9 protein-coding genes are annotated in these 12,341 nt (G+C 70.7%); 7 read left to right on the forward strand and 2 right to left on the reverse strand.

Annotation, left to right across the window (positions count from 1 at the left end):
- Positions 1 to 83 precede the first annotated feature (83 nt).
- The 5 genes from ileS (at position 84) to EU555_RS24370 (ending at position 7,540) form a co-directional block, all read left to right on the forward strand.
- The gene (ileS, locus tag EU555_RS24350) at positions 84 to 3,056 is read left to right on the forward strand and encodes an isoleucine--tRNA ligase (RefSeq protein ID WP_135417805.1); all 2,973 of its coding nucleotides are present in this window, start codon (positions 84 to 86) and stop codon (positions 3,054 to 3,056) included.
- A gap of 27 nt (positions 3,057 to 3,083) precedes the next feature.
- Entirely contained in the window at positions 3,084 to 3,581 is a 498-nt protein-coding gene (gene lspA, locus EU555_RS24355) for a signal peptidase II (RefSeq protein ID WP_135417806.1), read from the forward strand.
- Positions 3,582 to 3,710: 129 nt separating this feature from the next.
- Positions 3,711 to 4,379: a hypothetical protein gene (locus EU555_RS24360; RefSeq protein WP_135417807.1), complete on the forward strand. Its 669-nt coding sequence runs from the start codon at positions 3,711 to 3,713 to the stop codon at positions 4,377 to 4,379.
- A gap of 423 nt (positions 4,380 to 4,802) precedes the next feature.
- Positions 4,803 to 6,170 (forward strand): M16 family metallopeptidase, encoded by a 1,368-nt coding sequence (locus EU555_RS24365; RefSeq protein ID WP_245524464.1) that lies wholly within the window; start codon positions 4,803 to 4,805, stop codon positions 6,168 to 6,170.
- Between the two features lie 71 nt (positions 6,171 to 6,241).
- Positions 6,242 to 7,540 (forward strand): M16 family metallopeptidase, encoded by a 1,299-nt coding sequence (locus EU555_RS24370; RefSeq protein WP_135417809.1) that lies wholly within the window; start codon positions 6,242 to 6,244, stop codon positions 7,538 to 7,540.
- Positions 7,541 to 7,658: 118 nt separating this feature from the next.
- Here EU555_RS24370 and EU555_RS24375 read toward each other — a convergent pair whose 3' ends face one another.
- Together EU555_RS24375 and EU555_RS24380 are read right to left on the reverse strand one after the other, a co-directional pair.
- Positions 7,659 to 8,114 (reverse strand): cupin domain-containing protein, encoded by a 456-nt coding sequence (locus tag EU555_RS24375; RefSeq protein ID WP_135417810.1) that lies wholly within the window; start codon positions 8,112 to 8,114, stop codon positions 7,659 to 7,661.
- Positions 8,115 to 8,213: 99 nt separating this feature from the next.
- Positions 8,214 to 9,914 (reverse strand): IlvD/Edd family dehydratase, encoded by a 1,701-nt coding sequence (locus EU555_RS24380; RefSeq protein ID WP_135417811.1) that lies wholly within the window; start codon positions 9,912 to 9,914, stop codon positions 8,214 to 8,216.
- A 176-nt stretch (positions 9,915 to 10,090) separates the two neighbouring features.
- Between EU555_RS24380 and EU555_RS24385 the strand changes: the two genes are divergently transcribed.
- Together EU555_RS24385 and EU555_RS24390 are read left to right on the forward strand one after the other, a co-directional pair.
- Positions 10,091 to 11,377 (forward strand): ABC transporter substrate-binding protein, encoded by a 1,287-nt coding sequence (locus EU555_RS24385; protein WP_245524465.1) that lies wholly within the window; start codon positions 10,091 to 10,093, stop codon positions 11,375 to 11,377.
- A gap of 73 nt (positions 11,378 to 11,450) precedes the next feature.
- On the forward strand, positions 11,451 to 12,341 hold the full coding sequence (locus tag EU555_RS24390; protein WP_245524466.1) for a carbohydrate ABC transporter permease: 891 nt from the start codon (positions 11,451 to 11,453) through the stop codon (positions 12,339 to 12,341).

A 12,341-nucleotide genomic window follows, 5' to 3' on the forward strand; every position in this document is an offset into this window, starting at 1 on the left:
GCGGAAGGCCGGGTTGCCCCGTTTCGCCGCTGCGATTCCCTCAAGGGCCGCGCCTTCCGCGCCCCAGACGAGCCTCGACCACCATGACCGAGCCAAAACCCGCCGCCGGGCGCGACTATTCCGAGACGCTGTTCCTGCCGGTCACCGACTTCCCGATGCGGGCCGGGCTGCCGCAGCGCGAGCCGGAGATCCTGGAGCGCTGGGCCCGGATCGGCCTCTATGCCCGCATCCGCGAGGCGGCGGCCGGCCGGCCGAAATTCGTGCTGCACGACGGCCCGCCCTATGCCAACGGCCACATCCACATCGGCACGGCGCTCAACAAGATCCTGAAGGACATCGTCGTCCGGACGCAGGGCGCGCTCGGCCAGGATGCCAACTACGTCCCGGGCTGGGACTGCCACGGCCTGCCGATCGAGTGGAAGATCGAGGAGCAGTACCGCGCCGCCGGCCGCAACAAGGACGACGTCCCGGTCGTCGAGTTCCGGCGCGAGTGCCGGGCCTTCGCCGAGCACTGGCTGTCGGTGCAACGTGAAGAATTCAAGCGCCTCGGCGTCACCGGCGACTGGGACCACCCCTACCTGACCATGGCCTACCCGGCCGAGGCCGCGATCGCCCGCGAGCTGATGACCTTCGCCACCACCGGCCAGCTCTATCGCGGCTCGAAGCCGGTGATGTGGTCGGTGGTCGAGAAGACGGCGCTCGCCGAGGCCGAGGTCGAGTACGAGGACCACGTCAGCGACACCATCTGGGCCGCCTTCCCGGTCGTCGAGTCGAAGACGGCCCCGGACTTGCAGGGTGCCCGCATCGTCATCTGGACCACCACCCCGTGGACGATTCCCGCCAACCGGGCCGTCGCCTATTCCCGAAAAGTATCTTACGGACTGTATCGTGTCGTTGCTGCGCCTCAAGAGAACTGGTCTCAACCTGGTGTTCGTTACGTTGTTGCTGACAAACTGGCGGGCGACGTCTTCAAGGCAGCGCGCGTCGAGAGCTTCGAGCGACTGAGCGACGTCTCCCCGGAGGCGCTCGCCGGCCTGACACTGGCGCATCCGCTGGCGGCCTGGAACCCCGGTTACGGCTACGCCGTGCCGATGCTGGAGGGCGAGCACGTCACCGACGAGGCCGGGACCGGGTTCGTCCACACCGCACCCGGCCACGGCCGCGAGGATTTCGAGGTCTGGATGGCGAACGGCCGCGCCTTGCGCGAGCGCGGCATCGAGACGGCGATCCCCTACACGGTCGATGCCGACGGCGTGCTGACCGAGGCCGCGCCCGGCCTCGCCGGCAAGCGCGTCCTCGACGAGAAGGGCCAGAAGGGCGACGCCAACAAGGCGGTGATCGCGGCCCTGACCGCGGCGGGGACGCTCGTCGGCCGCGGCACGCTCAAGCACAGCTACCCGCATTCCTGGCGCTCGAAGAAGCCGGTCATCTTCCGCAACACGCCGCAATGGTTCATCGCCCTCGACAAGCCGGTGGCGACGCTCCACGACGCCACCTTGCGCGACGTGGCCCTGCGGGAGATCGCCGCGACCCAGTGGGTGCCGCCGCAGGGGCAGAACCGCATCACCGGCATGATCGCCAACCGGCCCGACTGGGTGGTGTCGCGCCAGCGCGCCTGGGGCGTGCCGATCACGGTCTTCGTCCACCGGGAGACCGGCGAGATCCTGCGCGATGAGACGGTGAACGCCCGCATCCACGCCGCCTTCGCGGCGGAGGGGGCCGATGCCTGGTTCGCCGACGCCGACGGCGCCCGGTTCCTCGCGCCGGACTACGACCCGGCCGCGTACGAGAAGGTGACGGACGTCCTCGACGTCTGGTTCGATTCAGGCTCCACCCACGCCTTCACGCTCGACGACCCCGAGCACTTCCCGGGGCTCGCCGGCATCCGCCGCCGCCGCGACGGCGGTGACGACACGGTGATGTATCTCGAGGGCTCGGACCAGCACCGCGGCTGGTTCCACTCGTCGCTCCTCGAATCCTGCGGCACCCGCGACCGCGCTCCTTACGACGTGGTGCTCACCCACGGCTTCGTCCTCGACCCCAAGGGCGAGAAGATGTCGAAGTCGAAGGGCAACGTCGTCGCGCCCCAGGACGTCATCAAGGGGTCGGGCGCCGACATCCTGCGGCTGTGGGTGGCGGCCTCGGACTATACCGACGACCTGCGCATCGGCCCGGAGATCATCAAGACCTTCTCGGAGACCTACCGCAAGCTGCGCAACTCGCTGCGCTGGATGCTGGGCACCCTGGCCCATCACCGGCCCGAGGACCGGGTCGAGGCGGCGCAGATGCCGGAGCTCGAGCGCTTCATCCTGCATCGGCTGGCCGAGCTCGACGGCGAGATCCGCGACGCCTTCCGCACCTTCGACACCAAGCGGGTGGTGGCGCTGCTCAACGCGTTCATGACCGGCGACCTGTCGTCGTTCTACTTCGACGTGCGCAAGGACGCGCTCTACTGCGATCCCGTCTCGTCGCGGACGCGGCGCGCGGCGCTCACCGTCGTCGACGAGGTCTTTCGGCGCGTCACCGTCTGGCTCGCCCCGGTCCTCGCCTTCACGGCCGAGGAGGCCTGGCTCGCGCGCACCCCGTCCGAGACCGGCTCGGTCCATACCGAGACGCTGCCGGCGACGCCGGCTTCCTGGCGCGACGAGGCCCTGGCCAAGCGCTGGGCCAAGATCCGCCGGGTGCGCCGGGTGGTGACCGGGGCGCTCGAGATCGAGCGCGCGGGCAAGCGCATCGGCGCGAGCCTGGAGGCGGCCCCGAAGGTCTTCGTCGCGGATCCGGAACTCCTGGCGAGCCTCGAGGGCATCGACTTCGCGGAGGTCTGCATCACGTCGGACATCGCGGTCGAGGCGGGCGAGGGACCGGCGGACGCCTTCCGGCTCGACGAGGTGCGGGGCGTCGCGGTGGTGCCGGCCCTGGCGGAAGGGCGCAAATGCGCCCGGTCGTGGAAGGTGCTGGGAAGCGTCGGCAGCGACCCGGACTACCCGGACGTGACGCCCCGCGACGCGCAGGCCCTGCGCGAGTGGGATGCGCTCCACGCCGAGGCGGCCGAGTAAGGGCAAGGACAAGGGCGAGGAAAAGATATGCGTCCCCTCCCCTTCGGCCTCCTGGTCGCGCTCGTCACGCTCGTCCTCGACCAGGCGAGCAAGCTCGGCCTCCTCTTTCTCGCCGACCTGCCCGTGCGCGAGCCGGTGGTGCTCGCGCCCTTCGCGCAGCTGATCGTGGTGTGGAACCGCGGCGTCTCCTACGGGCTGTTCCAGCAGGATTCGGCGCTCGGGCGCTGGGTCCTGGTCGCAGTCTCGCTCGTGGCCTCCGTGGCGCTCTCGGTGTGGCTGGCGCGGGCCGGCAGCCGCTGGCTCGCCGGGTCGCTCGGCCTGATCGTCGGGGGAGCGGTCGGCAACGCCATCGACCGCGCCGCCTACGGGGCGGTGTTCGACTTCGTCCACCTGCATGCCGGCGGCTGGTCCTGGTACGTCTTCAACGTGGCGGATGCCGGCATCGTCTTCGGCGTCGTCGGGCTGGTCTATGACGGGCTGGTGCTGGAGCGCCGCCGCGACCTGGCAACCCGCGAGCGGGCCTGAAAACCCCTGTGTGTCGCGGGCGCCACGCCGGCGCCCGGCGTTGCGTCGGCTTACGGCCACGCCATACCTTCGCCCGAAACCGCCACCACCCAAGCTCTCAAACATGGGGCGGAACAGGCAGGGGCCAGCATGCTTCACAAGCGCACGACACTCGCCGCGGTGACGGCCGCGGGGCTCGCCACGAGTTTCGCGGCCTCCTGGGGCGCGCACGCCCAGGAGGGCGTCGCGATGAAGAACGCCCTGTCGTCGATCGGACTCATCGAGCCGGAGCGGCCGACGATCACCTATCGGGAGCGCGCACCCCTGGTGCTGCCGCCGAAGATGGACAAGGCCGCCCTGCCGCCGCCGGTCGACCGCGGCGCCGTGCGCGAGGCCAACCCGCAATGGCCGACCGATCCCGAGACCGCGGCCCGCGACCGCCGCGCCGCCGAGGACCGCAAGCCGATCACCCGCGGCTATGGCGGCCGGATGAGCGACAACAACGCGACGCTGCCGATCCAGGAGATGCGGGCCGGCCGGCGCGAGGGCGCGAGCGTGCCGACGGAGCCGACCTACAAGCCGGGCGACAACAACCGGGCGTCGTTCTGGCTCAACCCGATGGAGCTCCTCGCCGGCAAGAAGGATGACGACGCGACGGTCTCGGACGTCGAGCCCTCCCGCGACATCCTGACCGATCCGCCGACCGGCTACCGCAAGCCGCCGAACGGCAAGCTCGCCCGCACCGAGAGCGGCCCGAAGGGCATGAAGAGCGACCGCGAGGAGGCCGATCCAGGCGCCTATCTGCGCTCGCGCCAGTAACGTTTTCGAGATCCGAATCAATCTCGCCCCGGGCCGCACCAGCAGCCCGGGGTTTTTTGATGTGAAGGCCTGCGTCGAGCGCAGAGCGGCATCGGCCGCTCGCGCGAGGGCCGATCCGGCCGACTGCAAGCCCAAGCTTCCGGGCGAGATTCTGGCCACGCTTCATCTGCCGGAACCCGGGCCCGATCTGAGGCTCGTGCATTTCTCGGCAGTCTTCGGGTCCACCCTGCCACAAAATGCTCTAGAACAGGGTCTCTAACGGCCGGCGTTCCCGGTGGCCGGCCCACCGGGCCGGTTCGCCCTTCCGCTGGCCCGTGACTCGCATGGGCCGCAAGCCTCGCTTAAGTGAGCCGGTCCACGATGCAACACGGGTGGCCCCTCCGGGCCGCCCGGCTAAGGTAGATCAGGATGCCCCCACACAGGATGCGCCCCGCCCCCGGCCTCGTCTGCCCCGTCAGCGCCACCCTGCGCACCGACGCGGCGCCCTTCGGCCGTGCGGAGGCGGGCGGTCCCGAAGTGGCGTCCTTCGTCCTCGACAACGGCCTCGACGTCGTGGTGGTGCCCGACCACCGCGCGCCCGTGGTCACCCACATGGTCTGGTACCGCAACGGCTCGGCCGACGATCCGCTCGGCCAGTCGGGGATCGCCCACTTCCTCGAGCACCTGATGTTCAAGGGCACCGAGACGCATCCGGTCGGCGCCTTCTCGAAGGCGGTGTCGAGCCTGGGCGGCCAGGAGAACGCCTTCACCTCCTTCGACTACACCGCCTACTTCCAGCGCGTCGCCCGCGACAACCTGAAGACCATGATGAGCTTCGAGGCGGACCGGATGACCGGCCTGATCCTCGACGACGCCGTGGTGGCGCCGGAGCGCGACGTGGTGCTGGAGGAGCGCCGGATGCGGGTCGAGACCGACCCGGCGGCGCAGCTCTCCGAGGCGATGGCGGCCTCGCTGTTCGTGCACCACCCCTACGGCATTCCGATCATCGGCTGGATGCACGAGATCGAGGAGCTGAACCGCACCCACGCCCTCGACTATTACCGCCGCTTCTACACCCCGGAGAACGCCATCCTGGTGGTCGCCGGCGACGTCACGGCCGACGAGGTCCGGCGGCTCGCCGACGACACCTACGGCGTGGTCGCCCCCCGGGGCGCCCGGCCGCAGCGCCTGCGGCCGCGGGAGCCGGAGCCCCGGGCGGCGCGCCGCCTCAGCGTCGCCGACCCGAAGGTGGAGCAGCCGACCCTGCAGCGGCTCTATCTCACCCCCTCCTGCATCACCGCCCGCGACGGGGAGAGCCACGCCCTCGAGCTCCTGGCCGAGGTCCTGGGCGGCGGGCCCACCTCCTACCTCTACCGCAGCCTGGTGCTGGACCAGGGCGTCGCGGTGAATGCCGGCGCCTGGTACATGGGCTCGGCGATCGACGACACCCGCTTCTCGGTCTACGCCGTACCGGCGGAGGGCGTGACCCTGGAGGCTCTGGAGGAGGCCCTCGACCGGGCGCTCGCCCGGGCTCCGTCCGAGGCGCTGTCCGCCGACGCGATCGAGCGGGCGAAGACCCGCCTCGTCGCCGAGACGGTCTATTCCTCCGACAGCCAGTCCTCGCTCGCCCGCATCTTCGGCTCGGCGCTCGCCATCGGCGAGAGCATCGACGAGGTGCGCCGGTGGCCGTCCGAGATCGAGGCGGTGCAGGCCGCCCGCCTCGCCGCGGTGGCGGAGCGCTACCTGGTGCCGGCCCGCTCGGTCACCGGCTACCTGACCAAGAGCCGGGAACCCGCCGCCGCCGCGGCCTGAGCCGGCCGCGACCCCGCCCGGCGCGCCGCCGGGCGGATCCGCTGATCTTTCCAAGACAACAAGAGGTCCTCATGACCCCGGCCGACGCCGTCTCCCGCACTGCCGCCGCCTCGGAATCCTCGTCCCCGACCCAGGCGCGCCCCGTCCTCTCGGCCCGCGGCATCGAGGCCTGGCACGTCGAGTCGCCGATCGTCCCGCTGATCGCGCTGGCCTTCACCTTCGAGGGCGGCGCCGCGCAGGACCCCGAGGGCAAGGCCGGCACCGCCCAGATGCTCGCCCGCCTGCTCGACGAGGGCGCCGGCCCGCACGACTCTGACGCCTTCCAGGAGCGCCTGGCCGCCCGCGCCATCGAGCTGAGCTTCCATGCCGGGCCGGACGCGATCGGCGGCTCGCTCAAGATGCTGCTCAAGCACGCCGACGAGGCGATCGAGCTCCTGGCCCTGGCGCTCGCCCAGCCCCGCTTCGACCAGGCGGCGATCGAGCGGGTGCGGGCCCAGATGCTCGCCGGCCTGCGCTACCAGCAGAACGATCCCGGCGTGATGGCCTCCCGCCGCTTCTTCGCCGAGGCCTATCCGGGCCATCCCTACGGCCGTCCCTCCTCCGGCACGATCGAGAGCGTGTCGGCGATCACCCGCGACGACCTCGTGGCGATGCATCGCCGGCTCCTCGCCCGCGGCCGGGTCAAGGTCGCGGCGGTCGGCGCCATCGGCGAGGAGGCCCTGGTGCGCGCCCTCGACGCCGCCTTCGGCGCCCTGCCGGAGGGCGGGGACCTCACCGTCGTGCCGGCGACCGCGATCACGGGCCTCGGCCGGCGCATCGTCGTCGACCTCGACGTGCCGCAATCGGTGCTCCGCTTCGGCACCGACGGCGTGCCGTGGCGCGACCCCGACTTCATCCCGGCCTACGTGCTCAACCACATCCTGGGCGGCGGCGCCTTCACGTCCCGCCTGTTCCAGGAGGTGCGCGAGAAGCGCGGCCTCGCCTACTCGGTCGGCACCTCGCTGGTGAGTCATCGCGCCGCCTCGATGACCTGGGGCTACACCGCGACCAAGAACGAGCGCGTCGCCGAGTGCCTGACGGTGATCGCCGACGAGATCGCCCGCCTGACCCGCGACGGCCCCACCGACGACGAGTTGCAGAAGGCCAAGGACTACCTCACCGGCTCCTACGCGCTCGGCTTCGACACCTCGACCAAGATCGCCCACCAGCTGGTGCAGATCGCGTTCGAGGGCCTCGGCATCGACTACATCGCCCGCCGCAACGGCCTGATCGGCGCGGTGACGCAAGCCGACATCCGCCGGGCGGCCGCCCGGACGCTGGGCGACGGCAAGCTGCTGGTGGTGGCGGCCGGGCGACCGACGGCGATGTGAGGCGAACCGGGCAGGAAGCGATCCATTCCTGCCCTGGACCTCATCCCGAGGTTTGAGGGTCGGCGCGACGGCAATCTCCGATCGAACGTCGGCGGGTTCCTGCACGCTCGATCGGCGCTCACTCCTCCGCCATCACGTCCCCCTCCGGCGGCCGCACCGCGTCGAGCTCCGGCAGCAGCACCACGCTCTCCTGCTCGTTCGGGTCGGTGCGGGCGATCACCGCCGTGCAGGTCTCGGTCCGGCTGGCGTTGTAGGGCAGGTGCGGCACCCCGGCCGGGATGTAGACGAAATCGCCGGCCCGGCTCCACAGGTGGTGCTCGAGCCGCGGGCCGTACCAGGTGCCGGCGATGCCTGAGAGCACGTGGAGCGCCGTCTCGTGCGCCTCGTGCAGGTGGGCCTTGGCCCGCGCCCCCGGCGGCAGGGTGACGAGCTGCATGTGCAGCCCCTTCGACCCGACCGACTCGGCGGAGACCGCCGGCGCGTAGGTGAGCGCCTGCTTGCCGACGAACCCGGCCCCCGGGCGCACGACCCGACAGGAATCCCTCCCCGGATCCCGCTCCGACACCTCGTCCATGGCGCGTCCTCCGCTTGAGCGGAGGACAGTCTAGCGGATTCGGCGCCGGGAGCCCGCGATTTCGCGCCTGGCCGCCGACAAGGCCCGCTCGGGCGTCCCTCACCCCTCCCGGCGCATGAAGTCGAAGTCGCAGCCCTCGTCGGCCTGCGTGACGGTGTCGTGGAACAGCCGGGCATAGCCCCGCGCCGCCCAGTCGGGACGCTCCGGCGCCTTGAGGCTCTCGGCCCGGCGCGCCAGCTCGGCCTCGTCCACCAGAAGGTCGATCCGCCGGCCCGCGACGTCGAGCCGGATGCGGTCGCCGCTGCGCACCAGCGCCAGCGGCCCCCCCACCGCCGATTCCGGCGTGACGTGCAGCACGATCGTGCCGAACGCCGTCCCGCTCATCCGGGCGTCCGAGATCCGCACCATGTCCTTCACGCCCTGGCGCGCGAGCGTCTTCGGGATCGGCAGGTAGCCGGCCTCCGGCATCCCCGGCGCGCCCTTCGGGCCGGCGTTGCGCAGCACCAGCACGTCGTCGGGCCCGACATCGAGGTCGGGGTCGTCGATCCGCGCCGCCATGTCGGGGATCGACTCGAACACCAGCGCCCGGCCCTCGTGCTGGAGCAGCCGCGGGGTCGCGGCCGAGTGCTTGATGAGGGCACCCCGGGGCGCGAGGTTGCCGGTGAGCACCGCCATGGCGCCGACCGGCTTGATCGGGTCGGCGGGCGAGCGGATCACGGTCTGGCCCGGCACGTCCTCGGCCGCCGCCACGACGTCGCGCAGGGTCCTGCCCGTCACGGTCGGGACGTCGAGGTCGACGAGGTCGCCGAGCTCGCGCAGGAGCTTCGGCACGCCGCCGGCGTGGTGGAAATGCTCCATGTAGTGGTCGCCCGAGGGCTTGAGGTCGACGAGCACCGGCACGGCGCGGCCGATCTGGTCGAGGCTGTCGAGGTCGAGGTCGACGCCCGCCCGGTTCGCCATGGCGGTGAGGTGGATCACCCCGTTGGTCGAGCCGCCGATCGCCTGCATCACCACCTGCGCGTTGCGGAACGCCGACTTCGTCAGGATCTCGCTCGGGCGGGGTCCGCCGGTCTTGGCCATCGCGGCCGCGCAGGCGCCGCTCGCCTCGGCGAGGCGGATGCGCTCGGCGTGCGGCGCGGGAATCGTGCCGGCCATCGGCAGGGCCAAGCCCATCGCCTCGATCATGCAGGCCATGGTCGAGGCGGTGCCCATCACCATGCAGGTGCCGACCGAGGGGGCGAGGCGCCCGTTGACGGTCTCGATCTCCCGCTCGTCGATCTCGCCGGCCCGGTGCTGGCCCCACAGGCGCCGGCAATCGGTGCAGGCGCCCAGGACCTCGCCGCGGTGGTGCCCGACCACCATCGGGCCGACCGGGATCACCACGGTCGGCAGGTCGACGGAGGCCGCCGCCATCACCTGGGCCGGCAGGGTCTTGTCGCAGCCGCCGATGACGATCACCGCGTCCATCGGCTGGGCGCGGATCATCTCCTCGGTGTCCATCGCCATCAGGTTGCGCAGGTACATCGAGGTCGGGTGGGCGAAGCTCTCGTGGATCGAGATCGTCGGAAACACCATCGGCATGGCGCCGGCCAGCATCACCCCGCGCTTGGCCGCCTCGATCAGCTGGGCGGCGTTGCCGTGGCAGGGATTGTAGTCGGAGGCGGTGTTGGTGATGCCGACGATCGGGCGGTCGAGGGCATCGTCGGAATAGCCCGCCGCCTTGATGAACGCCTTGCGCAGGAAGAGCGAGAAGCCCGCATCCCCGTAGCTCGTCAGTCCCTTGCGCAGACCCTTGCCCATGGCGTGCTCCCTCCCGGCGATCCTCCGGGTTCTACGAGCGGGCGGAGGATTGTCAATGAAACACCCGGGAATTCGGGCTCGGCGCCGCAATGATCGGGACGACACGGCAACGTTATTGACAATCCGCGGCCCGCCACGGACGATGGGTCCAACAATCACGAGGGGAGGACGGCCGGATGGGCAGCGCGCGCGCCTGGGTGGCGACCATGATCGGGGCGGGCCTGCTGATGGCAGGCCCGGCCCTCGCGGCGGAGCCGGTCCAGATCACGATGTGGTCGAACTGGCCCGACGAGCCGGCCAAGAAGGAGTGGGTGACGGCGCGGGTCCGGGACTTCGAGGCCGCGAACAAGCAGTGCAGCGTCAAGCTGAGCTTCATCCCGAAGGCCGACATCTACACCCAGGCGAAGTCCGCCGTGCGCACCGGCCAGGCCCCGGACGTGTTCTACATGGAGCCGGACCAGCCCGAGTTCCTGGCCGGCGGCTTCCTCGAGCCCCTCGACGGCCACGTCGACCTGTCGCGGCTGGAGGACTGGGCAAAGCCCGCCTGGACGAGCAAGGGCAAGGTCTACGGCCTGCCGGTCGAGGCCTACACGGTCGAACTGTACTACAACAAGGATCTGGTGAAGAAGGTCGGGGTCGAGGTGCCGCCCTCGTTCCAGCTGACGCAGGGAGCCTTCGCGGATCTCGTCAAGAAGGGCGCCGCGGCCGGCATCACGCCGGTGTCGCAGGGCGTCGGCGACCGGCCGTTCCCGGGCGGCCTGCTGCTGTTCGAGTCGCTCCTGCGCAAGCTCGGCCCGGAGGATTACGGCAAGCTCCTGAACGGCGCCCTGTCGTTCCGGGATCCCCGCGTCCTCGAGGTGATGACGTGGTTCAAGGGGCTGGTCGATGCCGGCGCCTATCCGAAGAGCTTCGCGACGCTGAAGCTCGGCGAGTCGCACTACTACTTCTACCAGAAGCCCGGGGCGCTGACCTTCCCCGATCCGAGCTGGTTCACCGGGCGCGCCTTCGCGCCGCCGGAGAGCGGCGGCATGCCGGCCGATTTTCCCCTCGGCATCATGCAGTTCCCGGCCATGGACGGCGGCCTTTGCCCGAGTTGCAAGACCCTGGCGGTGGCCGGCAGCTTCGTGATGTATTCCCGCGGCAAGAACAAGGATTGCGCCGGCGCCCTCCTCAACGCCATGGCCACCCCGGGCAACGGCAACAAATGGATGGAGCAGGTCTCGCTGCAGACCGGGCTGAAGACCGATCCGTCGACGATCAAGTCGAGCCGGGCTGAGTATTTCGCCGAGCTGAACGCCCGGAACAAGGACGTGACGTATTTCTTCGGAACGCCGCTCCTGTATTACCGCGCGAAGTGCGCCGAGACCTACACCCAGGTGATGAACAACGCCTTCCCGGCGGGCCTGATCGGCGTCGACGAGGCCGCCGCCAAGATGGATGCGGCCTGCCGCAAGGGGAGCTGACGCGGTGGCCGACGCCGCGACCCCGGCGGGTGCGAGGGTCGCACGGCCTGCGCCCGTTCCGAAAGCCGGCCGGATGGCGGATCCGCGCCGCGCCGGCCTCTCCATCCTCCTGGTCTTCCTGGCGCCCGCCCTCCTCGTCTATCTCGGGCTCACCGCCTATCCGGCCGTGCGCACGGTCCTCGACAGCCTGTTCACGATCGAGGGGACGGAGCGCAGCTTCGTCGGGATCGCCAATTACCGCGACCTCCTCGCCGACGAGACGTTCCGGGTCGCGGTGCGCAACACCTTCGTGTGGGCCTTCGTGGCGCCTGTCCTCGACGTCGCGACCGGCCTGCTGCTCGCGCTGGCGCTCTATGCCGGCGTGCCGTTCGCGCGGTTCCTGCGGGTCGCCTGGTTCACGCCGGTGCTCCTGTCCTACGTCGTGGTCGCGATCCTCTGGATGTGGCTCTACAACTACGACTGGGGCGTGGTGAACGAGGCCTTGCGCGCCGTCGGGCTCGGCGCCCTTGCCCGCTCCTGGCTCGGCGACCCGAACACCGCGCTGTCCGCCCTCATCGTGACGCATGCCTGGAAATGGGCCGGCTTCAACATGGTGGTGTGCCTGGCGGCCATCCACTCGCTCCCCTCCGAGGTGCTGGAGGCGGCCGAGCTCGACAATTGCGGCTGGGGCGCGAAGCTGCGCCACGTCATCGTGCCGATGCTGTGGCCGACCCTGCTCAATCTCTACGTGCTCGCCTTCATCGGCAAGATGAAGGTCTTCGACCTCGTCTGGATCATGACCGGCGGCGGGCCGCTCTGGGCGACCGAGACGGTGTCGACCTACGTCTACAAGCGCGCCTTCAACTGGAACACCTTCGACCTCGGCTACCCGTCGGCGATCGCGACGGTGTGGTTCGGGGTGGTCTGCGCCGCGGTCATGATCCTCAACCGGGTGTTCCGATCCCGCGACCGGCTGGAGTATTGA

Origin of the sequence: Methylobacterium nonmethylotrophicum, from assembly GCF_004745635.1 — a bacterium.
Taxonomy (GTDB): domain Bacteria; phylum Pseudomonadota; class Alphaproteobacteria; order Rhizobiales; family Beijerinckiaceae; genus Methylobacterium; species Methylobacterium nonmethylotrophicum.